Genomic DNA, 22,796 nt, shown 5'->3' on the forward strand with positions numbered 1-22,796 from the left:
CGGCCCTTGGCATCACTGGAGGGGACCCCCCACATGAACAAGCCTCTCGCCGGTGCGCTTCTCGCTGCCCTGCTCCTGGGAGCGGGTGCCGCGCCCGTCGCCGCAGCCGCACCCGTACCGCAGGGACAGGAAGCCGCGCCCCAGGCCGGCCCCGAAGCGAAGGCCGTGACCTTCGCCGGGACCGTCGCGCTCAGCAACTGCTCGGGCTCCGTCGTCCGCGGCCCCGACGCCGCCCCCACCGACCCCGCCCTCGTGCTCTCCAACGGGCACTGTCTGGAGTCCGGCTTCCCGGGCCCCGGCGAGGTCGTGGTCGATCAGCCGTCCTCCCGGACGTTCACCCTGCTCAACGCCTCGGGGAGCGGTGTCGGCACCCTGAAGGCGAGCAAGATCGCGTACGGCACCATGACCGACACCGATCTCTCGCTCTACGAACTCACCAGCACCTACCAGCAGATCGAGGACAGCTACGGCATCCGGGCGCTGGAGCTGGCGACCGCCCACCCGACGGCGGGCACCGCCATCACGGTGGCCTCCGGTTACTGGAAGCGCACCTACAGCTGTGACATCGACGGCTTCGTCCACCAGCTCAAGGAGGGCCGGTGGACCTGGAAGGACTCGGTCCGCTACACCCCGGAGTGCCGGACGATCGGCGGTACGTCCGGCTCGCCGGTGATCGACGACGCCACCGGCAAGGTGGTCGCCGTCAACAACACCGGCAACGAGAGCGGCCAGGAGTGCACGGACAACAATCCGTGCGAGGTCGACGAGAGCGGCAAGGTGACCGTCCGCGAGGGCATCAACTACGCCCAGCAGACCTACAACATGGTCCCGTGCATCGGGGCCGGCAGCGCGATCGACCTCAGCCGTGAGGGCTGCGCGCTGCCCAAGCCGTAGCGGTAGCAGTAGTCAACGGTGATTCCGGCGCGTGCCGGGCGGTCCCGACCACTATCGGGGCCGCCGGGCGCGCGCCGCCTCGATCCCGTCCAGCAGCACCCCGAGTCCCACCCGGAACGTCTCGCGGGCCTCCCGCTCCGGATACGGCATCGCCTCCGTGCCCTCCTCCGTACCGTCTCCCGGGTTCTCTCCCGCACCCTCTGCCGCGCCCTCTCCCGTGCCCGGGTACGGCTCGACCGGCCCGTCCGCCTCCAGCCGGCTCACGGCGGGGAAGCGCTCCGCGAAGTCGGGGACCAGCTCCATCAGGGCCGCCGAGCGCGCCGCCCACCACTCCTCGTCGGAGCTCCCGGTCGCCGCCGCGGCCAGCCGGGCGTCGGCCACCGCCTGGGCCGAGCCCCGCAGATACGGGAACAGGGTCCCCACCAGCCGCCGCAGCACCCCCGCCTCCAGACCGGTCGCCCGCAACAGGACGACCAGCGTGTCCAGGCCCGCGTACTCGTGCGGCCCCAGCACCGGCCGCACCTGCGAGACCTGGAGCACCCAGGGGTGCCGGACGTAGAACTCCAGGACTTCCCAGGCCCAGGCGGTGAGCGCCGCCCGCCAGTCCGCCGGCTCCGGCCGGGCGGCGGGGAGTTCGGCGTGGACGGCGTCGTACATCAGGTCCAGCAGTTCGCCCTTGCCGGGGACGTAGGTGTAGAGCGCCATCGCCGTGCGCCCGAGCCGGTCGCCGACCGCGCGCATCGACAGGGCCCCCATCCCCTCCTCGTCGGCGAGCGCCACGGCGGCCGCCACGATCGCGTCGACGCTCAGCCGGGGTCTGGGGCCCGGCCCGCCGCGCGTGGGGGGCGGCGTGTCCGCGCGCCACAGGAGGGAGAGGGAACGGCGCGGGTCGCCCTGTCCGGCGAAGACCACCACGTGCAACTCCTTACGATGTAAAGTAATGCCGGGCGGATAACTCATTACGCCGTAAGCTATCAGCGGGAGAGAGGTCGAGTGCGATGGGCCAGGCACTGCCGGTCACCTATGTGAGGGTCACGGACGTCGAGCGGATCACCCCCCGGACGGCGAGAATCTCCTTCACCGCCGACGAACTGCCCGGTCTCCTGGAGGACCGCCCCGACCAGCAGCTGAAGCTCTGCCTGCCGCGCCCCGGGCAGGCCCTGCCCCGGCTGCCGGAGCAGGACGCCGACGACCCGTACGGCATGCGCTGGTACGAGGCGTTCCTCGCGATCCCGGAGGTGGAGCGGCCCTGGATGCGCAGCTTCACCGTCCGTGCCTACGACCGCGAACGCAACGCGATGGCCGTGGACTTCGTGCTGCACGGCGACGGCGGACCCGCCTCCCGCTGGGGTGCGGCAGCCCGGGTCGGCGACGTCCTCGGCATGGTCGGCCCGTCCTCCCTCTACGCCCGGCCGCTGCCCGCCGGGCGGCGGATGCTCCTGGCGGGGGACGAGGCGGCGCTCCCGGCGATCGCCACGGTGCTGGAGGCGCTGCCCGCCCGGACCGGGGCCGTGGTGTTCGCCGAGGTGGCGGACGCGGCGGAGGAGCGGGAGCTGCCGGCCGCCGCCGGCGGGTCCGAGGTCCGCTGGGTGCACCGGGACCGGGGCGGCTCGCTGGTGGCGGCCGTGCGGGAGGCCGGGCCGGTCCTCGACGGGGTGGACGCGGCCTGGGTGGCGGGCGAATCCTCCGCCGTCCGGGCGCTCCGCCGCCATCTGGTGGAGGAGCGCCATCTGCCGAAGCCGGCCGTCGAGTTCAGCGGCTACTGGCGGCGCGCCCTCACCCAGGACGACGCCCCCACGGAGGAGGACCTCGCCTGGGCGGCGGAACGCGCGGCGGACGGTTCGTAGAGAGCCTTCAGAGGGCCCCGGCCCCGGCCCCGACCCCGGCCCCGGCAGCCCCGGCACCCGCTCCCCGGACCGCCCGGCCCGCCAGCACGGAGGTGCGCCTGCCGTCCTCGATGACGAACCGGCCGTCGATCAGCACATGCGGGATGCCGACCGGGAGCGCGCGCGGCTCCGCGAACGTGGAGCCCGCCGCCACCGCCTCCGGGTCGAACAGCACCAGGTCCGCGCGGTATCCCTCGCGCACCAGGCCCCGGTCCGCGAGCCGCAGCCGGGCGGCCGGCCGCGAGGTCAGATGGGCGACGCACTCCTCCAGTGAGAGGATGCCCAACTCCCTTACGTACCGGCCGAGATACTGCGGGAACGTGCCGTACGCCCGGGGGTGCGGCTTGTCGCCCTGGAGGATGCCGTCGCTGCCTCCGGTGTGCACCGGGTGCCGCATGATCTGCTGGACGTTCTCCTCGTGGCCCACGTGCTGGAGGATCGTCGTCCCGAGCCGGTCCTCGGTGAGCAGCCGCCGGGCGGTCACCCAGGGCTCCTCGCCCCGCAGGACCGCCGAATCCGCCACCGTGCGGCCCACGTACTCGGCCAGGTGCGGTGCGCCGACGCCGGAGATCTCGATGGTGTCCCACTCGATCGGCACCCCGTGGCAGCCGTCCGAGCCCAGCACCTCCAGGTGGTGCCGGATCCGCTCCGCGCTCTCCGCGTCCGCGAGCCGGGCCAGGATCGCGTCCGGTCCGCCCTCGCTCACCCAGCTCGGCAGCATGGCCACCAGCGTGGTGCAGCCCGGGGTGTACGGGTAGGTGTCGAGCGAGATGTCGGCCCCGGCGGCGAGCGCCCCGTCGAGCAGGGCGAGGAGGTCGGGCGCCCTGCCCTTGTTCACGCCGAAGTTCATGGTGGCGTGGGCGAGATGGAGGGCGCAGCCGGCGTTCCGGGTGAGCTGGACCATCTCCTCGTACGCCTCCAGCGCACCGGCCCCGTAACTGCGGTGGTGCGGGCAGTAGTAGCCGCCGTGACGGGCCACCACCCGGCACAGCTCGGTGAGTTCGGCGTCGTCCGCGTACATCCCGGGCGTGTAGGTCAGCCCGGACGACATGCCGACCGCGCCTTCCCGCATGCCCTGGTCGACCAGCTCCTTCATCCGGGCCAGCTCGTCCGCCGTGGCGGGCCGGTCGTCCCAGCCCACCGCGTACATCCGGACCGTGCCCTGCGGGATGAGGTAGGCGGCGTTCACCGCGATGCCCTGGCCGCCGAAGTTCCGGTCGAGGCGGTCCAGATAGCCGCCGACGGTGCGCCAGTCGAAGTCGATGTCGCTCCCGTCGCCGTTCCAGCCGGTGATGGAGCGCCGGACCTCGGCGAGGGTGCGGTCGTCGGCCGGGGCGTACGACAGCCCGTCCTGGCCCAGCACTTCCAGGGTGACGCCCTGCGCGGCCTTCGCACTGTGGTCGGGGTCGCGCAGCAGCGCCAGGTCGCTGTGGGCGTGCATGTCGATGAAGCCGGGGGCGAGCGTGAGGCCGTCCGCGTCCACGTGGCGGGTGGCGGTGGGGCGGGGGCCGGGGGAGCCCTCGGGGTGGATCTCGGCTATGCGGCCGCCGTCGAGGGCCACGTCGGCGCGGTAGGAGGGCGCGCCGGTGCCGTCGACGACGAGCGCGTCACGCAGGACCAGGTCCATGGGTCGCCTTTCCGATCGGGGTGGTGGTGCCTGCGGCTCCAGGGCGTGTTTCGAAAGTCCCGCCTGCTCGGCGACGCCTGGCACGCACGGTCGCCGCGCTGTCGGGTTCACCCCGATACATCCAGTATCGGGGTGGCCCTCCGCCTTGCGATCGCACGCACCAGACGCCGCCGAGCCCGCCCTCCGGGCAGACGGCGCTACTTTCGGAACACGCCCTAGAAGAACGTGCGGATGTAGTCGGTGACCGTGCCGTCCGCCGTGACCAGCGGGATCAGCTGCCACTTGTCGAAGCTGGTGCAGGGGTGCGAGAGGCCCATGCCGACCCAGTCGCCCACCTCCAGCTCCGTGCCCGCCTCCGTGCGCACCCAGGTGTGCTGGTCGGAGAGGCCGGTGACGGTGACCCCGGTGGCGGGCCGGACCGAGCCGTCCCGGCCGGAGCGGACCACCTGCGCCTCGGGCAGATCGAGGTCGTAGGCCGCGTCCCGCTTGCCCGCGTTCAGGAACGCCTGCTCGCCGGAGGGGCGGGAGACGACCTGCGCCCAGAGGCGGAAGGCGGGCTCCAGCGCACCCTCCTCGGGAACGCGGTTGAACGGGGTGAGGTGCTTGTAGTGCCCGTCGTCGTGCGAGACGTACGCCCCGGATCGGAGCAACTTCAGTACGGGGAGGCTCAGTTCCGGAATCTCCGCGAAGACGTCCGCGACCGCGTCGAACCAGGCGCTGCCGCCCGCGCTGACGACGACCTCCTCGGCGCCGGAGAACCGGCCGGCCGCGTCGAAGCCGGCCGCCAGTCCGACGAGCCGCCGCAGCCACTCCCGTACCCGCTCCGGGTCGGCGTCCGGCACCTCGCCCTCGTATCCGGCGACGCCCACCAGCCGCAGCGAACCGGCCGCCGCCACCGCGTCGGCCACCGCCGCGCAGTCGGCCTCCGTGCGGGCCCCGGTGCGGGCGCCCTCACCCGCGCCCAGCTCCACGACCACGTCGACCGGCCGGGTGGCGCCCGCCGCGCCGAGGGCCTCGTCCATCAGCTCGACGCCGCGCACGGAGTCGACGTAGCAGACGAAGCGGAACGCCGGGTCGGCCGTCATCTCGCCGGCCAGCCAGCGCAGGGCGACGGCGTCGACCAGCTCGTTGGCGAGGAAGATCCGCCCGATGCCGTACGCCCGGTAGACCCGCGCCTGGTGCGGCACTGCGGCCGTGATGCCCCAGGCGCCGCGCTTCAGCTGGTCGGCGAAGAGCTGCGGGGACATGGACGTCTTGCCGTGCGGGGCGAACGCGAGGCCGTGGCGCTCGGCGTACGTCTCCAGGAGGTCGAGGTTGTGCGCGACCGACTCGGCGGAGAGCGCGAGGACCGGGGTGGTGAACCCGCCGGTGAAGAGGTTGCGCCGCTCGGCGGCCAGGGCCCCGACGGTCAGGCCCTCGGCGTCCGGCGGCAGGGCCTTGAAGCGGTGGTCGACGCGTTCGTCGGCGAGGCCGGACGCCAGGGACGCGGGGGAGGCGCCGGGGGCGGAAGGCGCGGGGGCGGCGGTGTGGCCGGTGGGGCGTTCGGCTGCCAAGGGGAGCTCCTCGAAGTTCGTTGCAGCATATGCAACACCCATTGCGTATATCGCTCAACGCTGTCTAACATCCGAGCCGATGCCCGGTCAATGGTGACCACCGGCCCGCACGCCGATCAGCGAGGAGCCCTCAGTGTCCGGACCCGCAGCAGGGACGGCCGACGCCGCCACGACCACCGATGTCGTCTGTCTCGGTGAGTCCATGGTGACGTTCCTGCCCTCGCAGCCCGGCCGCCTCGCCGACGTGCCCTCCTTCGGGCGCGGGATCGGCGGCGCCGAGTCCAACGTGGCCTGTGCGCTCGCCGCCGCCGGGCACCGGGCGGCCTGGGTCGGCCGGGTCGGCGCGGACGGCTTCGGCGACCACCTCGTCGAGACGATCGCGTCGTACGGGGTCGACACCTCGGCCGTCCGCCGCGATCCCGTGCGCCCGACCGGCATCTACTTCCGTACGGCCACCGACCGGGGGACCGACACGCACGAGGTCGCCTACTACCGGGCCGGGTCCGCCGCCTCCGCGATGTCCCCGGACAACGTGCCGTACGCGGACCTCCTCGCGGGCCGCGTCCTGCACCTGTCCGGGATCACCGCCGCGCTGTCCGCCGACTGCCTGGCGCTGCTGCGGGACCTGACGGCACCGCGGCCCGGCCGGCCGCTCGTCTCCTTCGACGTCAACCACCGGCCGCACCTGTGGCGGGGCGGGGACGCCGACGCCTCCGTGCTGCTGGAGCTGGCCCGCCGCGCCGACCTCGTGTTCGTCGGCGAGGACGAGGCGGAGGAGGCGTGGGGGATCGTCGGCGCGGAGGCGATCCGGGCGGCGCTGCCGGAGCCGGCCGTGGTCGTCGTGAAGCGGGGGAGCGCGGGCGCGACGGTGTTCGCCTCGGGGCCCCGCCCCGGACCGCGCTCCTCGAACGCCGGAGCGGCTGAGAACGCCGGAGCTGAGAGCGCCGGAGCTGAGAGCGCCGCCGGAGAGGCTGAGAGCGCCGCCGACACCGTCACTCTTGTCCCCGCCCTCCGTGTCGACGTCGTGGCCGCCGTCGGGGCCGGGGACGCGTTCGCCGCCGGGTTCCTCTCCGCCACCCTGCGCGGGCTGCCCGTGCGCGAGCGGGTCCGGCACGGGCACCTCATGGCCGCCGCCGTCCTCACCGTCCCCGGCGACCTCACCGACCCGCCCGCCCGTGACCACGCCGACCGCCTCGCGGCCCTCGACGACGACGCCTGGGGGAGACTTCGTCTCGGCCCCGGCTGGACCGCAGCCGACCGGGCCCCCGAGGAGGTACGCACACCATGAGCCAGACCGTCGACCGGGCACTCAGCATCCTGCCGCTGCTCGCCCAGGGACCCGCCGACCTCGGCCAGGTCGCCGAGCGGCTCGGCGTCCACAAGTCCACGGCGCTGCGCCTGCTGCGTACGCTCCACGAGCACGGCCTCGTCTACCGCCAGGAGGACCAGCGCTACCGCCTCGGCGCCCGGCTCTTCGCGCTCGCGCAGGAGGCCGTCGAGAACCTCGACGTACGCGAGATCGCCCACTCGCACCTGGTCGCGCTGAACGACCGCTGCGGGCACACCGTCCACCTCGCCGTGTACGAGGAGCAGGAAGTCCTCTACATCGACAAGGTCGAGAGCCGCTACCCGGTCCGGATGTACTCACGGATCGGCAAGCCCGTCGCGATCACCGTCGCGGCCGTGGCCAAGCTGCTGCTGGCCGACCTCACCGAGCCCGAGCGGCGCGTCATCGCCGAGAAGCTCGACTACCCCATGTACACGTCCCGTTCGACGCCCAACGCGGGAGCCTTCCTCAAGGAGCTCTCCGTCGTCCGCGAACAGGGATGGGCCACCGACCTCGGTGGCCACGAGGAGTCCATCAACTGCATCGGCGCCCCCATCCGCGGCGCGGACGGGCGGGTCGTCGCGGCCATGTCGGTGTCCGCACCCAATGTGGTCGTCACGGCCGAGGAACTCCTCACCCTGCTCCCGCTGGTCCGGCGCACCGCCGAGACCATCAGCCGGGAGTACTCCGGCACCACCCGACCCAAGAAAGCCTGATCAGCCATGACCGAGAAGACCGCCCTCACTCCCTCCACCCACACCACGCCGCCCGCGAAGTTCTCGCACGGCGTGAAGAAGGGGAACATCCTCCAGGTCGCCGGCCAGGTCGGCTTCCTCCCGGCGGTGGCGGGCCAGGCCCCGACGCCCGCCGGTCCGACGCTCCGCGAGCAGACCCTCCAGACCTTCGCCAACGTGAAGGCGATCCTGGAGGAGGGCGGCGCGAGCTGGGACGACGTGATGATGATGCGCGTCTACCTCACGGACGTGGACCACTTCGCGGAGATGAACGAGATCTACAACACGTACTTCGCCGAGCAGAACCTCAAGGAGGCCCCCTCGGCCCGCACGACGGTCTACGTCGGCCTGCCCAAGGGGCTGCTCATCGAGATCGACGCCCTCGCGGTGATCGGCTGACCCGCTCCGGCCCGCCGGCCGTTCCCTCCCCCCGAACGCCGCCTCCCACGGATCGCTTTGCCCCACCCGCGTAACCCCTCCCGCACGCCGTACGGCACGGCGCCCCGCTCCCCGGGGGCGCCGTGCCGCGCTCCCCCCTGCCCTCCAGCACCACCGGAGTCCCCATGCTGCTCGCCGCCACCCCACCGCCGGTCGAGGCACCACCGCACACCGGTGGCCTGCTCCTCCTGATCGACGGCACCGCCGGTCTGCTGACCGTCGCGGCCCTCGGGATCGCCCTCCTGCTCTTCCTGATCATCAAGGTCAGGCTCCAGCCGTTCGTCGCCCTGCTCGCGGTCTCCATAGCCGTCGGCCTCGGCGCCGGGCTCTCGGTCACCGAACTCTTCGGCACCGTGCAGAAGTCCGCCGCCGTCTCGGTCATCGAGTCCGGCATGGGCGGCATCCTCGGCCATGTCGCGATCATCATCGGGCTCGGCACCATGCTCGGCGCGATCCTCGAAGTGTCCGGCGGGGCAGAGGTGTTGAGCGCCCGCCTGCTGAACGCCTTCGGCGAGAAGCGCGCCCCGCTCGCCATGGGGATGACGGGCCTCGTCTTCGGCATCCCGGTCTTCTTCGACGTCGGCATCTTCGTCCTCGCGCCGATCGTGTACGCCGCGGCCAAGCGCTCCGGAAAATCGATCCTGCTCTACGCGATGCCGCTGCTGGCGGGCCTGTCCATGACCCACGCCTTCCTGCCGCCGCACCCGGGACCGGTGGCCGCCGCCGGACTCTTCAACGTCTCGCTCGGCTGGGTCATCCTGATGGGCGTCGTCGTCGGCATCCCGTCGGTCATCGCCGCCTGGGCGTACGCCGCCTGGATCGGCAAGCGGATCTTCGTCGACGTCCCGCAGGACATGGTGGAGGCCGCCGAGGAGGCCAAGGCCGCCGTCGCCGCCGAACAGCGCGCCGCCGGGGTCACCCCGCACGAGAAGCCGGTCCCGCTCGGCACGGTCCTCGCGATCATCGGCACCCCGCTGATCCTGATCCTCGCCGCGACGTTCTCCTCCATCGCCCTGGACCCCTCCACGCTCCGCTCGGTGATCGAGTTCTTCGGCAACCCGTTCGTCGCCCTGACGATCGCCCTGTTCCTCGCGTACTACCTGCTCGGCATCCGGCGCGGCTGGTCCCGCAAGTCCCTGGAATCGGTCTCCACGTCCTCGCTCAAGCCCGTCGGCAACATCCTGCTGGTGGTCGGCGCGGGCGGCATCTTCGGCGCGGTCCTCAAGGGCAGCGGCATCGCGGACGCGCTGGCGGACACCTTCAACGACGTGGGCCTGCCGGTCATCCTGCTCGCGTGGCTGATCTCGGTGGTCCTGCGTGTCGCCCAGGGCTCGGCCACCGTCGCGATCGTCACGACCGCCGGGATCGTGGTCCCGCTGGTCGAGGGCCAGGACTTCTCCCAGGCCCACCTCGCGCTGATCATCATGGCGATCTCGGCGGGCTCGATCTTCGCCTCGCACGTGAACGACGGCGGCTTCTGGATGGTGTCCAAGTACTTCGGCATCAGCGAGCGCGACACCCTGAAGTCCTGGACCGTCCTGGAGACGGTGCTCTCGGTCGCGGGCTTCGTCGTCGCGGCGCTGCTCAGCCTGGTCATCTAGGGCGTACGGGGCCCCGCCCCCTCGGGCTTCCCTCAACCCCCCTTACGGGCCACGTAGTAGACGTTCAGGATGTCGCCCTCCACCTCGCGCACCTCCACCTCCCCGAAGCCCGCCTCCTCCAGCATCCGCAGCGCGGTCTGCCTGCCCCACACGGTCCCCAGGCCCGCACCGCCCTCGCCGAGCGAGACGGTCATGCAGTAGAAGACCGAGAAGGTGTAGAGGGTGGGGCCCAGCGGGAGGTCCAGGTTCTCCTCCAGCCTGCTGGAGGCCGCGATGTCTCCCATCAGGAACACCCCGTCGTCCCGCAGCGCACCGGCGACGGCCGCCAGGGTCTCCGCCGGGCGGGCCAGGTCGTGGATCACGTCGAAGGCGGTCACCAGGTCGTACGGGCCGGTCACCCGGGCCGCGTCCGCCAGGTCGAAGTGCGCGTTGCGCAGGCCCAGCCGTTCCGCCTCGCCCCGGGCCGCCGCGATGCCGCCCTCGGACATGTCCACCCCGGTGAACCGGCTGGCCGGGAACGCCCGCGCCAGCAGATTGACCGCGTGCCCCTGGCCCGTACCGACGTCCAGCACGTCCAGACCCGTGCCCGAGGCCAGCCGCTCCGGCAGGCCGGGCACCAGCGGGACGATCGCGTCGACCAGCGCGGCGTCGTACACGCGGGCCGTCTCCTCGGCCTGGAGCTCCTGGAACCTCGGGTACGAGGAGTAGGGCACCCCGCCCCCGTCCCGGAACGCCGCGACCACCTCGTCCTCGACCAGCCCGATCAGCGCGAGGTCCTGGAGGAAGGAGGCGAGGTTGTCGGGCCCGGCCGCGCGGCAGAGGGCGGCGGCGTGCTCGGGCGGCAGCCGGTACGTGCCGTCCGACGGGTCGTACACGACGATCCCGCCCACCGTCACCCCGCCGAGCCACTCGCGCACATAGCGTTCGTCCAGCCCGGCGGCCCCGGCGATCTCCTCACTGGTCGACGGCGGCAGCAGCGCCATCACGTCGAACAGCCGCGTCCGGTGCCCGAGGCTGCACAGATACCCCAGGCAGGAATCGTTGAGCACCTGCACCATCCGGCCGGCGAACTCCTCCTGCCGGGCCGGATCCCCTGTCCGCTGGATCGTGTGGGACATGGCGCCTCCTTCGGAAGGCCACAGCGTGCGGCCGCAACCGCGCCCGCTTCCTCCCCCTATCCGCCGTTCGCCGCGGCCGATGGGTCCCCTCCAGATTTTACTGCCGTGCGCACCCTCTTGTGCTGTCCCGCCGATTGCGCTTCCTTGATCGGCATGGCGGAGACAAGCGCAACCACAGTGACAGGGGAGCCGGCCTCCCGACCACGTAAGTCCAGCTGGAAGTACATCGGCCCCGGCATCGTCGTCGCGGCGACCGGGGTCGGGGCCGGTGACCTGGTCGCGACGCTCATCGCGGGCAGCAAGTTCGGATACACCCTGATGTGGGCGGCGGTGATCGGCTGCGTCGTCAAGATCTCGCTCGCCGAGGCGGCCGGCCGCTGGCATCTGGCGACCGGCCGCACACTCTTCGACGGCTGGCGCAGCCTGGGCCCCTGGACCACGGTGTACTTCGCGGTCTACGTGGTGCTCTGGGGCTTCATCTACGGGGCGACGGCCATGTCCTCCAGCGCCCTGCCCATCGTGGCGCTGTTCCCCGACGGCCCCGGGCTGAAGTTCTGGGCGATCGTCACCGGGCTGATCGGGCTGGCCTTCGTCTGGTTCAACCGGTACGCCGTCTTCGAGAAGGTCATGACGGTCCTGATCGGCATCATGTTCGTGGTGGTCGTGTACGTGGCCGCCCGCGTCGTGCCGGACGTCGGGGCGTCGTTCGCCGGGCTGCTGCCCGTGCTCCCGGACGGCTCGCTCCTCTACACCCTCGGGCTGATCGGCGGCGTCGGCGGCACGATCACCATGGCCGCGTACGGCTACTGGGTCAACGCCAAGGGCTGGAGCAACTCCTCCTGGATGAAGGTGATGCGGCTCGACAACCGGGTCGCCTACATCACCACCGGCGTCTTCGTCGTGGCGATGCTCATCGTCGGCGCCGAGCTGCTGCACGCCACCCAGGTCGCCCTCACCTCCGGGGACCGGGGCCTGATCGACCTGGGCAAGGTCCTGGAGGACCGCTTCGGCACGGGCACCGCGAAGCTCTTCCTGGTGGGCTTCTTCGCCACGTCGTTCTCGTCGCTGATCGGCGTCTGGCACGGGGTCAGCCTGATGTTCGCCGACTTCGTGGAGCGGTTCCGGGCTCCGGCGGCCGGTGCGGCGGAGGCCGGGGAGCACGAGGGGGCGGACGTCGCCGAGCGCCGCCAGCGGTCGCTGCCGTTCCGCGCGTACCTCCTGTGGCTGACCTTCCCGCCGATGACCCTGCTCTGGCTGGACGAGCCCTTCGGCCTGGTCATCGCCTACGGGGTGCTCGGCGCGTTCTTCATGCCGTTCCTCGCCCTGACCCTGCTCTGGCTGCTCAACTCCTCCCGTACGCCGGGGGAATGGCGCAACGGATGGGTCAGCAACGGGATGCTCGCCCTGTCCGGGCTGCTGTTCGTCGTGCTGTGCGTCCAGCAGGTGCGCGACCTGCCCTGGTGACCGGTGGCCCTGTGGCCCGGTGCCTTGCTGACCCGGTGATCCGGTGACCGGGTGGTCGCGGACGTAACGCCGCAGCGCCGCCGGGGGAGCGGCGGCGCTGCAGGTTCCGGGGTGGTGCGGTGTCGTTACGGCAGGCTGCGGACGTGCGGGCCGACCGCCTTCGACCAGGCGAACCCGGCCGTCGCGTCCCAGTTCGTCGACCAGGTCATCGCGCCGCGCAGCGACGGGTAGGTCTTGGACGGCTTGAACGAGCCGCAGTTGGTGCCCTTGGCGAGGCAGTCCAGCGCCGCGTTCACGATGGACGGGGAGACGTAGCCGCTGCCCGCGCCGCGGGTGGAGGCGGGAACCCCGATGCCGACCTGGGACGGGTCGAGGCCGCCCTCCAGCTGGATGCAGGCGAGCGCGGTGAGGAAGTCCACCGAGCCCTGCGAGTAGACCTTGCCGTCACAGCCGAGCATCGAACCGCTGTTGTAGTACTGCATGTTGACGACGGTCAGGATGTCCTTGACGTTGAGCGCCGTCTTGAAGTACTCACCCGACGTCGACTGCATGTCGATGGTCTGCGGGGCCATCGTGAGGACCAGCCCGGGGCCCGCCTTCGCCGACAGCTGGCGCAGCGCCTTCGTCATGTAGGTGGCGTTGAGGCCGTTCTCCAGGTCGATGTCGACCCCGTTGAAGCCGTAGTCCTGCATCAGGGCGTACACCGAGTTGGCGAACGCGGTGGCGGAGGCGTCGCTGTCGATGCGGACCGTGCCCAGCTCGCCGCCGATCGAGATGATGACGTTCTTGCCGGCCGCCTGCTTGGCCTTGATGTCCGACCGGAACTGCGCGTCGGTGTAGCCGTTCAGCCCGGCGGTGTCCAGGTTGAAGGTGACCGCGCCCTGGGTCGCCGTGGCGTCCGCGAAGGAGACCGCGATGATGTCGTAGTCGGCCGGGACGTCGCTGAGCTTCTGGACGGCCGCGCCGTTGTTGAAGTTCTGCCAGTAGCCGGTCACCGCGTGCTTGGGCACGGTGGTCACCGGACCGGTGCCGTTCTTGGCCGTACGGGCGCTGACGGCGGCCGACTTGACCGACTCACCGGCCGCGTTGGTGGCGCTCACCGAGAACTGGTAGGCGGTGTCCGCGGTGAGGCCCGTGACCGTCGCCGAGGTGCCGGTGGAGGTGGTGGCCTGCACACCGTCCCGGTACACCTTGTAGCCCGTGGCGCCGGAGACGGCGTTCCAGGACAGGGCGACGGAGGAGGTGGTCGTGGCGCCCGCCGCGAGTCCCGCCGGAGCGGCCGGGATGACCGGGCCGGGCTCCTCGCCGCCACCGCCGTCGGGGCCGGTCACCTCGAAGTCGTCGGCGAGGTAGGCGGCCTGGCCGTACCAGCCGTGGGTGTAGACGGTCACCGAGGTGGTGTTCGCGCCGGTCTTGAAGCTGGTGGACAGCTTGGTCCAGGTGGTGGAGCCCGGCGTCCAGGTGGAGACGTCGGTGGTTCCGGTGCCGCTCACGCCGAGGTAGGCGTAGCCGCCCTGCACCCAGGAGCTGAGCGCGTAGGTCGAGTTGGGCTTCACCTTGACGGCCTGCGAACACTTGGCGTTGTCCTGGCCGGCCGGGGTGGCCTTCAGCGCGGACGTGCCGCCGTGCACGGGGGAGGAGACGATGGCGCCGCTGTTCCCGGCGCAGGTCCAGTTGGCGAGGCCCGACTCGAAGCCCGCGTTCTTGGCGTTGTTGACGTCGGCCGCCTGGGCGGTGCTGACGAGGCCGGTGACGGTCAGGGCCGCTGCCGCGATGACGGCCATGGTGCCGCCGAGCACGGGACGGGAGCGGCGCCTTCTGCGACTGCTGCCTGCGGAGCGTTCCACTGGTTCCTCCGTGGGGAGTTGGTGGCCTGGCGGGGGTCGTGCAGGAGTGCCGTACGGACGACGGGCCGGGGCTGCACGGGGTGGGCCGGGCGGAGCGGGGGGCCGTGACGGTGCATCACGGTGAAGCGGGGTGAAGCGGGGTGAAACGCGGTGGGTCGGGGGTGAAGCGCCGCGCATCAGGGTGAAGCGCTGTGCATCGGGGGGTGAAGCGGGGGTGTCGTGCGGCAGTGGGGCAAGGGGTGCTGAACCGGGGACGATGAACACGGGGTGTCCTGCCGGGAGCGGTGGCCACCGCTTGGCGCATAAAACTGGTCCAGACCAATCAAGTTGTCAAGACCTTTGGCGGTGAAAAGCCTTCCGCGAAGGCCGGCGCGGGGCCGCGCGGCCTACCGTGCGGCGGGGGCCCGAGGGGCCGCGGAGAGTGCCGGACCGGGGTTTTTTCCGCCGGGAGCGGCCTCGCGACCGTACATCGCCCCCCGCACGGGTGATCTTGCGGCCGTTCTTCGAACGGTCACGGAAACGCCCTTACGAAAAGGAGGCCGGCCCCCGGGAATCGCGTCTGACGTGCGCGAATGGGTACCTGATCAACGACCGGACGCAGGATTCGGTAACGCTGCGCAGCGATAGCCGAGTTGGGCGGAATCGATTTCGTCCCGTTTAGCACCCGGGCCCCGTAGGAACGGTGTTCGCATGGTGCCGTACTGGTCTCCGATAACTGTTCTCTGCCTGGTGAGACGTGGCTAAAGTGCTGGGTCAGGAGCACGGAGCAGGAGCGATTGCGGCCGACGTCCCCACGTCGACCGGAGCCGAAACGGGGAAGAGCGTGCCGACCGCAATAGCAGTGACGAGCGCAGACCTGGTGCTGCCGCCCATCGACCAGCAGACGCCGACCGCCGCTCTGCTCCAGGCCCCCGAGGCCCAGGTGCTGGAGCTGGCGATCGGCGACATGCACCTGCTGCTGGAGCAGCACGGGTATGTGATCGCCCTCTATCCCGCGAGCATCCGTCCCGAGCACGAACGTCGCCTGCACTCGATCCGCTCGGTGCTGGAGAGCGACCGGATCGCCCTGGTCAAGGTGGACCTCCCTCCCCTCGGCCTCGCCGTACTGGTGCGCCAGCTGCGGCAGTTGTCCATCTGCGACTTCAGTCCCGGGGTGGTCGCCTCCGCCGCCCGGCTGCTCTCGCACTACATCCACGCGGGCGCCCTCCTCAACTCCGTCGCCCGCCTCGACCGGGTCCCGGTCAGCCTCAAGAGCCACGCCACGTCCTGGGTCCCCGGATCGCAGTTCGTCGTGCTCGCCGGACCCGAGTCGCAGCTGCTGAAGGTGGGCCCGACCGTCGAACCGCCTGCGGGACCGGACTTCGGCACGCATCTTCTGGTCGCCAAAGGGAATCTGCAGTCGGACTGGGTACAGGAGACCCTCGCGCCCGCCTGGAAGGTCCAGGCCATTCACGATGCCACGATCCCGTCCGACTCACCGCGCTGGTGGGGCACGGGAAAGCTGGTGGAGTTCGCCGCCCATCTCCCGGACCTCTCCGTGCTCTACCAGCTGGTCTCCTCCGTGCGCCGGGAGAAATGCCACTGGTGCGCCATGGAACTCATCGGCGACCGCTGCGCATTCTGTTCCGCCCCACTCGCGTCCGCGGAGAACCACATGCTCCCCACCGGTGTCCTCCACCAGGGAGCCGGCGAATCGCCGGGCCCCTAGCGAGACCGCTCCTCCGCGCAGGACCCGCTCCTCCCGGTTCCTGCCCGCACTGCCCGCACTCCCTCTACGAGACCGCCCCCAGTCCCCGCAGTCCCCCCAGTCCCAGCAGTCCCCGCACGAGACCTTCCCCGCTCAGGCCGGCCCGCGGCAGCGCGCCACCGCAGATGTAAGCGCGTAACCGCTCCACTTCACCACCGCTCCACCGCTCACCGTTCCACCGCAGATGTATGCGCGTAACCGCTCCACCGCACCGCCCACCCTGTCCGCTGTCCGTCCCACGCATCCGATTCGAACGAGGTTGTCCGGACCATGAACTCCCGCCAGCGCCGCGGCGTGATACTCCTGCTCCTGTCGGTCCTGTGTGCCTTCGCGGCCTTCGCCGGCGTGCTCTCGGTGATCAGCGACGTCAAATCGAAGGTCGGACCCGAGGTGACGGCGTACCAGCTGAAGACCGACGTGGCTCCGTACACCGCCCTGAACAGCGGCCAGTTCGAGAAGATCACGATGCCCGAACGCTGGCTCTCGAAGAACGCCGTGACCGACCTCCAGGAGGTCGATTCGAAGATCGCGGTCACCGAGCTCCGCAAGGGCTCGCTGCTCCAGTCGGACATGATGGTCCGCAAGCCCGAACTCCGGGCCGGTGAGCAGGAGATCGCCATCATGATCGACGCCTCCACCGGCGTCGCGGGCAAGATCACCCCCGGCGCGACGGTCAACATCTACGCCACGTTCGCCGGTGAGCAGCAGGGCGCCGCGGCCCAGTCCAAGGTCATCGTCTCCAACGCCAAGGTGCTGGACGTCGGCGAGCTGACCGCGCTCGACCCCAGCGCGGACGACCGCGGCACCCGGGCGACCGAGGCCGTGCCGATCACCTTCGCCCTGAACACGCTGGACACCCAGCGCGTCGCCTACGCCGAGTCGTTCGCGGAGCACGTGCGCCTCGCGCTCGTCGCGCCGGGCAGCGACGGCACCATCCGTCCGGGGGACCGCACCTACACGCTCGACAAGGACAAGTGAGGATGGGATGACCACCAGAATCCTCCCCGCCGTCGGTGACCTCGACGCGGCCCGCTCCGTCACCACCCTGCTCAGCCAGCTGCCCGACGCCGAACCCGCGCCCCCGGTCGGCGACTCGACCCAGCTCATCGACACCCTGGCCCGCCTCGCGGGCGAGGCGATCGACGAACTGCCCGAGGTGGTGCTGGTCCACGAGCGGATCGGCCCGGTGCCGGCCCTGGAGCTGGTCCGGGAGGTGTCGATGCGCTTCCCGTCCGTGGGCGTCGTCATGATCACCGCGGACGCCAGCCCGAGCCTCTTCGCCGACGCGATGGACTCCGGGGCGCGCGGCCTCGTCGCCCTCCCGCTGAGCTACGAGGAACTGGCCAACCGCGTCCAGGCGGCCGCCCAGTGGTCCTCCGGCGTACGCCGCCACCTCACCTCCGCGAACGACGTCTTCACCGGCCCCGGCGGCACGGTGGTCACGGTCACCGGCGCGAAGGGCGGGGTCGGCGCGACCGTCACCGCCATCCAGCTCGCCCTGGCCGCGCAGGCGTCCGGCAACACGGTGGCCCTGGTGGACATGGACCTCCAGACCGGGGACATCGCGTCCTTCCTCGACGTCCAGTTCCGGCGCTCCCTCGTCGACCTCGCCCTGATCACCGACATCTCGCCCCGGGTGCTGTCCGACGCGGTGTTCTCCCACTCCACCGGCCTCGCCCTGCTCCTCGCCCCCGGCGAGGGCGAACGCGGTGAGGAGGTCAGCGACCGCTCGGCCCGCCAGATCGTCAGCGCGCTCCGCACCCGCTACGAGATCGTCGTCATCGACTGCGGCGGCCAGATGAACGGGGCCAACGCCGCGGCCATCGAGATGGCGGACGTGGCCCTGCTGGTCACGACCCCGGACGTGGTCGCGGTGCGCGGCGCGAAACGCATCGTACGGATGTGGGAACGGCTCCAGATCCGCAAGGCCGAGGAGACGATCACCCTCGTCAACCGCTTCACCCGCAACACCGAGATCCAGCCGCCGCTGATCCAGAAGATCACCGGCACCCGGGTCGCCTCGGCGGCGGTCCCCGCGAACTTCAAGGAGCTCCAGGCGTCCATCGACTCCGGACGCCTGCACGAGCTGGACGCCAAGAGCACGGTCAAGCAGGCGCTCTGGGGCCTGGCCGGAGAGCTGGGCATCGTCAAGGAGAGCGCGACGGCGAAGAAGAGCGGCAGCGCCCTGGTCAAGAAGAGCAGCGGCGCCTTCAAGAACGACCGGGGCTCGATCGGACGCCCGCGCCGCCGGCGCGACGGCTCCGGCCGCGGGCCCGGAGACTCCGAGGGGACACGTTGAGCGATGACCACCACAAGGACGGCACGGAGCGGCATACGGGGGCGGATCACCGCCCTACGTGACCGCCGGTACGGAGGCCGGGTCCGGGGCCGGAACCGGGACCGCGGACAGACCGCGGTCGAGTTCCTGGGCATGACCCCCTTCATCATCCTGATCATGCTCGTGCTCTGGGAGTGCGCGCTGATCGGCTACACCTTCAGCCTCGCGGGCAACGCGGCGGACGTGGGCGCGCGCAAGGGCAGCGGGGCGGAGTTCGCGCCCGGATCCGCCTGCCGGGAGGGCGCGCTGAAGGATCTGCCCGACGCCTGGACCGAGGGTGTTGTCGTCAAGTGCCGCGGGGGCAGCCGCCTGTACGAGGCCACGGTGGAGCTGAAGGTCCCGGTGCTGGTGCCGGGCCTGTTCGACCTCGACACCAAGATCAAGGGCACGGCCGGATCGCCGAGGGAGGACCAGTGATGACGACGACGCGTCCGCACGGCGAGCGCACCCGTCCCGCACGCGCGGGGGACGACCGGGGCCAGGTCGCCATGGAGTACCTCGGCTTCCTCCCGCTGCTGCTCCTCGTCGCGATGGCGGCGATCCAGCTGGGTCTGGCCGCGTACGCCGCCAACCAGGCGGGCACGGCCGCGCGCGCCGGAGCCCGTACGGAAGCCAGCGTGGACGCCCGGGGAAGCGGCCGTTCCAACGCCAGCGACGCCGTGAGCGACTGGGTGGAGGAGGGCGGATTCCGCTACCGCAAGAGCGGCGGACGGGACATCACGGTCACCGTCCGGGTCAAGGTGCCCTCCGTGGTGCCGGGACTGGACGACTGGTGGGCCGAGCGGAGCACGACCATGCCCAACGAGAAGTCCCGGATCCGTTCCTGACCCCGCCACCTCCACTCCCGCTCGCACCCCACCCCCACCCGCACCTCCGGCCCCGGTCCTGACCCGGCCGGACCTGACCTGCCGGACCAGCACCGTCCGCGAACACCGAGGAGAGCTACGCCGATGAGCCTGCGGGCACGCATGACCGCTCCTGAGGAACAGGGCGGGGCACGGGAGGACGGCCACATGGTGGCCACCTACCGGGCCAAGCTGCTGGAGGAGATCGACCTCGCGGAGATGTCCTCGCTGGCCGCCGCCGACCGGCGGGCCCGGCTGGAGCGCGTCCTCGGCCACATCATCAGCCGCGAGGGCCCGGTCCTCTCCACCGTCGAACGCTCGCAGCTGATCCGCCGCGTCGTCGACGAGGCGCTCGGGCTCGGCATCCTGGAACCGCTCCTGGAGGACGCGTCCATCACCGAGATCATGGTCAACGGCCCCGACCAGATCTTCGTCGAGCGCAACGGCAGGGTCGAACAGCTCCCGATGCGCTTCGGCTCCCACGAACAGCTGATGCAGACCATCGAGCGGATCGTGTCGACCGTCAACCGCCGCGTCGACGAGTCCAACCCGATGGTCGACGCCCGCCTGCCCAGCGGTGAACGTGTCAACGTGATCATCCCGCCGCTCTCGCTGACCGGCGCGACGCTCACCATCCGGCGGTTCCCGCGCTCCTTCACGCTCCAGGAGATGATCGGCTTCGGCTCGCTGGACGAACAGATGCTGGTGCTGCTCGCCGGACTGGTGCAGGCCAAGCTCAACATCATCGTCTCGGGGGCCACCGGCACCGGCAAGACGACCCTCCTCAACGCGCTGTCCGGGCTGATCCCGAACATCGAGCGCATCGTCACCATCGAGGACTCAGCCGAGCTCCAGCTCCAGCAGAGCCACGTCATCCGGCTGGAGACCCGCCCGGCGAACGTCGAGGGCAAGGGCCAGATCACCATCCGCGACCTGGTCCGCAACTCGCTCCGTATGCGCCCCGACCGCATCGTCGTCGGTGAGGTCCGAGGCGGCGAGTCCCTCGACATGCTCCAGGCGATGTCGACGGGTCACGACGGTTCGCTGGCCACCGTCCACGCCAACAGCGCCGAGGACGCGCTGATGCGTCTGCAGACCCTCGCCTCGATGTCGGAGGTCGAGATCCCCTTCGAGGCCCTGCACGACCAGATCAACAGCGCCGTCGACGTGATCGTCCAGCTCACCCGGCACGCCGACGGCACCAGGAAGATCACCGAGATCGCCGTCCTGGACTCGCACGGCCGCGACCCGTACCGCATCGTCACGGTCGCGCGGTTCAACGCACAGCCGATGGCCCCCGACGGCCGCATCTACGGCGACTTCCAGTACCTCCCGCTGCCGCGGAAGCTCGCCGAGCGCCTCTACCTGGCCAGTCAGCCCATCCCGCAGGCGTTCGGCGTCGCCCAGTCCGCCGAACAGCTCGCCACCCGAGAGGCCAACTAGGTACCGAGCCATGGACAACGTCAACCTCCCCCTGGTCACCATCGGTGTCACGCTGCTGGCCTGCGTGCTCGGCGTGATCGGCCTGCACGCCTACTCCGGCGGCAAGGCCGACCGCGACGCCCTCGTCGACCGGCTCTCCCACGTCGGGCAGATCCCGGAGACGGGCCGCCCCCGCCGCTTCAAGGGGTTCGACCGCAGACTGCGCGCCACCGCGCTCGGCCGGAAACTGGAGCTGAAGCTCGCGGCGACCGGCCTGGACATCACACCCGGCGAGTTCGTCGTCTACGCGCTCGTCGCGATGGCGGGGCTCTGGATGATCGCCTCCTCCATGCTCGCCGCGTTCTTCGGCCCGGTCGCCGCACTGATCGGCCTCTGGGGCACCAACGCGTTCCTCAACTGGCAGCGGGTCAAGCGCACCGAGCGCTTCATCAACCAGCTCCCCGAGCTCTCCCGGATCCTCGCCAACGCCACCCAGGCGGGCCTGGCCCTGCGCACCTCACTGTCGATGGCGGCCGAGGAACTGGAGGACCCGGCCGGCGAGGAACTGGCCCGGGTCGCCAGGCGGCTGGCCGTCGGCGAGCCGCTGGAGGACGCGCTCAGCGAGCTGACCGACCGCCTGCCGTCCCGCGAACTCGTCGTCCTGGTGACCACGCTGGTCCTGTCCAACCGGGCCGGCGGTACGGTCGTCAGCTCGCTGCGCAACCTCACCGAGACCCTGGAGGAGCGCAAGGAGACCCGCCGCGAGGTCAAGACCCAGCTCTCGCAGGTCACCGTGACCGCCTACGCGGTACCCCTCTTCGGCATCGGCGCGATGCTGCTGATGAACGCGGTCATGCCCGGCGCGCTGGACCGTATGACCGGGGCGTTCTTCGGCCAGGTGGCGGTGGTCGTGTCCATCGTCCTCTACGCCATCGGCTTCGTCGTCATCCGCCGCTTCTCCCGCATCGATGTCTGAGACCAGGAACCAGCCGGTGTCCGAGACCAGGAACCAGGAAGAAAGAGGACGGACATGGACCTGCTGCTAGCCCTGGCCGTCGGCCTCGCCGTCTACGGGGCCATCCACGGCATCCGGATGTACCGGGCCGACGCCAAACTCCCCAGCGACCTGGCCATCGCCCTGGAGTCCGGGGCCTCCCGCACCAGCGCGGTCGGCTCCGGCATCGACCGCCTCGGCATCCGCTGGGCCCCCATGGTGCTGCGGATGATGGGCCCCAAGGCCGTCAACAAGAAGCGCCGCCAGATCGACCTGGCGGGCAACCCCGGCGGCCTCACCATCGACCGCTACGCGGCCCGCCGCGCGGTCTACGGCGCGCTGGGCGTCCTCGGCGCGTTCTCGATGCTCCTGCGCGGCCAGCTGTTCCTGGCCCTCCTGATGGTCGCCTTCGGCCTGTTCTGGGTGGAGGCCGGAATCTGGTCGGCGATCCGGGTGCGCCGCGAACACATCGAGCGGACCCTGCCCGACTTCCTGGACGTCTTGGCCGTCGTCGTCTCGGCCGGACTCGGCTTCCGGCAGGCGCTGGACCGGGTCGCGGAGAAGTACGAGGGCCCCTGGTCGGACGAACTGCGCATCACGCTCCGGCAGATGGACATGGGCGTCAGCCGACGCCAGGCCTTCGAGGAACTACGCAGACGCAACGACTCCGAACAGGTCGCCATGTTCGTCACGACGCTCCAGCAGGGCGAGGAACTGGGCGCGCCGATCGTCGAGACGCTCATCCAGATCGCCAACGACATGCGCCGCACCGACGCCCAGAACGCCCGCCGCAAGGCGGCGAGGGCGGTCCCGAAGGCCACGTTCGCGGTGACCACGTTCCTCCTCCCGGGCACTCTGCTCCTCCTCACCGTCGGATTCGTGTACGGAGCCGACGTCGACCTCACGTCCCTGACGGGCGGATGACATGAACGGCGGGCCGGATGGGGACGGAACTCCTACG

Annotated in this window: 20 protein-coding genes; 15 read left to right on the top strand and 5 right to left on the bottom strand. The window is 71.2% G+C overall.

The features are described from left to right. The first annotated feature begins 33 nt into the window (after positions 1–33). Positions 34–894 carry a serine protease gene (locus OG245_RS24390; protein ID WP_371625581.1) on the top strand — a complete coding sequence of 287 codons (861 nt, stop codon included), beginning with the start codon at positions 34–36 and terminating at the stop codon, positions 892–894. A 51-nt stretch (positions 895–945) separates the two neighbouring features. Here the strand turns inward: OG245_RS24390 and OG245_RS24395 are convergent, their stop codons facing one another. Beyond that, positions 946–1,809: a TetR/AcrR family transcriptional regulator gene (locus OG245_RS24395; RefSeq protein WP_371627979.1), complete on the bottom strand. Its 864-nt coding sequence runs from the start codon at positions 1,807–1,809 to the stop codon at positions 946–948. An 83-nt stretch (positions 1,810–1,892) separates the two neighbouring features. Here OG245_RS24395 and OG245_RS24400 point away from each other — a divergent pair, with 83 nt between their 5' ends. Continuing rightward, positions 1,893–2,741, top strand: coding sequence for a siderophore-interacting protein (locus OG245_RS24400; RefSeq protein ID WP_371625582.1), 849 nt, complete (start codon positions 1,893–1,895; stop codon positions 2,739–2,741). A gap of 7 nt (positions 2,742–2,748) precedes the next feature. Here the strand turns inward: OG245_RS24400 and OG245_RS24405 are convergent, their stop codons facing one another. Together OG245_RS24405 and OG245_RS24410 are read right to left on the bottom strand one after the other, a co-directional pair. Next, a complete protein-coding gene (locus tag OG245_RS24405) occupies positions 2,749–4,407 on the bottom strand; it encodes an amidohydrolase family protein (RefSeq protein ID WP_371625583.1) in 1,659 nt (552 codons plus the stop codon). Positions 4,408–4,622: 215 nt separating this feature from the next. After that, positions 4,623–5,960 (bottom strand): alanine racemase, encoded by a 1,338-nt coding sequence (locus OG245_RS24410; RefSeq protein ID WP_371625584.1) that lies wholly within the window; start codon positions 5,958–5,960, stop codon positions 4,623–4,625. A 133-nt stretch (positions 5,961–6,093) separates the two neighbouring features. Here OG245_RS24410 and OG245_RS24415 point away from each other — a divergent pair, with 133 nt between their 5' ends. From OG245_RS24415 to OG245_RS24430, 4 genes are all read left to right on the top strand, one after another. Beyond that, positions 6,094–7,248 carry a sugar kinase gene (locus OG245_RS24415; protein ID WP_371625585.1) on the top strand — a complete coding sequence of 385 codons (1,155 nt, stop codon included), beginning with the start codon at positions 6,094–6,096 and terminating at the stop codon, positions 7,246–7,248. Continuing rightward, positions 7,245–8,003, top strand: coding sequence for an IclR family transcriptional regulator (locus OG245_RS24420; protein WP_371625586.1), 759 nt, complete (start codon positions 7,245–7,247; stop codon positions 8,001–8,003). The genes OG245_RS24415 and OG245_RS24420 overlap by 4 nt, the downstream gene beginning before the upstream one ends. A gap of 6 nt (positions 8,004–8,009) precedes the next feature. Continuing rightward, positions 8,010–8,420, top strand: coding sequence for a RidA family protein (locus tag OG245_RS24425; protein ID WP_364952379.1), 411 nt, complete (start codon positions 8,010–8,012; stop codon positions 8,418–8,420). Positions 8,421–8,584: 164 nt separating this feature from the next. Next, positions 8,585–10,060: a GntP family permease gene (locus OG245_RS24430; RefSeq protein WP_371627980.1), complete on the top strand. Its 1,476-nt coding sequence runs from the start codon at positions 8,585–8,587 to the stop codon at positions 10,058–10,060. A gap of 32 nt (positions 10,061–10,092) precedes the next feature. Here the strand turns inward: OG245_RS24430 and OG245_RS24435 are convergent, their stop codons facing one another. Further along, positions 10,093–11,178: a class I SAM-dependent methyltransferase gene (locus OG245_RS24435; protein ID WP_371625587.1), complete on the bottom strand. Its 1,086-nt coding sequence runs from the start codon at positions 11,176–11,178 to the stop codon at positions 10,093–10,095. Between the two features lie 153 nt (positions 11,179–11,331). On the opposite strand from OG245_RS24435, the gene OG245_RS24440 reads away from it, so the two are divergent. Beyond that, positions 11,332–12,642 (top strand): Nramp family divalent metal transporter, encoded by a 1,311-nt coding sequence (locus OG245_RS24440; RefSeq protein WP_371625588.1) that lies wholly within the window; start codon positions 11,332–11,334, stop codon positions 12,640–12,642. Between the two features lie 125 nt (positions 12,643–12,767). On the opposite strand, the gene OG245_RS24445 is transcribed toward OG245_RS24440, so the two are convergent. Then, on the bottom strand, positions 12,768–14,489 hold the full coding sequence (locus OG245_RS24445; RefSeq protein WP_371625589.1) for a chitinase: 1,722 nt from the start codon (positions 14,487–14,489) through the stop codon (positions 12,768–12,770). An 841-nt stretch (positions 14,490–15,330) separates the two neighbouring features. On the opposite strand from OG245_RS24445, the gene OG245_RS24450 reads away from it, so the two are divergent. From OG245_RS24450 to OG245_RS24485, 8 genes are all read left to right on the top strand, one after another. Continuing rightward, the gene (locus OG245_RS24450; protein WP_371625590.1) at positions 15,331–16,197 is read left to right on the top strand and encodes a hypothetical protein; all 867 of its coding nucleotides are present in this window, start codon (positions 15,331–15,333) and stop codon (positions 16,195–16,197) included. A gap of 309 nt (positions 16,198–16,506) precedes the next feature. Then, positions 16,507–17,214: a Flp pilus assembly protein CpaB gene (gene cpaB / locus OG245_RS24455; RefSeq protein WP_371625591.1), complete on the top strand. Its 708-nt coding sequence runs from the start codon at positions 16,507–16,509 to the stop codon at positions 17,212–17,214. Between the two features lie 7 nt (positions 17,215–17,221). Beyond that, positions 17,222–18,535: a CpaE family protein gene (locus tag OG245_RS24460; protein WP_371625592.1), complete on the top strand. Its 1,314-nt coding sequence runs from the start codon at positions 17,222–17,224 to the stop codon at positions 18,533–18,535. A gap of 3 nt (positions 18,536–18,538) precedes the next feature. Then, on the top strand, positions 18,539–18,991 hold the full coding sequence (locus tag OG245_RS24465) for a TadE family protein (RefSeq protein WP_371625593.1): 453 nt from the start codon (positions 18,539–18,541) through the stop codon (positions 18,989–18,991). Beyond that, positions 18,991–19,401: a TadE/TadG family type IV pilus assembly protein gene (locus OG245_RS24470; protein ID WP_371625594.1), complete on the top strand. Its 411-nt coding sequence runs from the start codon at positions 18,991–18,993 to the stop codon at positions 19,399–19,401. The genes OG245_RS24465 and OG245_RS24470 overlap by 1 nt, the downstream gene beginning before the upstream one ends. A gap of 123 nt (positions 19,402–19,524) precedes the next feature. Continuing rightward, on the top strand, positions 19,525–20,862 hold the full coding sequence (locus OG245_RS24475; protein ID WP_003966653.1) for a CpaF family protein: 1,338 nt from the start codon (positions 19,525–19,527) through the stop codon (positions 20,860–20,862). Between the two features lie 10 nt (positions 20,863–20,872). Further along, a complete protein-coding gene (locus OG245_RS24480) occupies positions 20,873–21,817 on the top strand; it encodes a type II secretion system F family protein (protein ID WP_371625595.1) in 945 nt (314 codons plus the stop codon). Positions 21,818–21,871: 54 nt separating this feature from the next. Next, a complete protein-coding gene (locus OG245_RS24485) occupies positions 21,872–22,759 on the top strand; it encodes a DUF5936 domain-containing protein (RefSeq protein ID WP_371625596.1) in 888 nt (295 codons plus the stop codon). Positions 22,760–22,796: the final 37 nt, after the last annotated feature.

Origin of the sequence: Streptomyces sp. NBC_01116, assembly GCF_041435495.1 — a bacterium.
GTDB lineage: Bacteria > Actinomycetota > Actinomycetes > Streptomycetales > Streptomycetaceae > Streptomyces.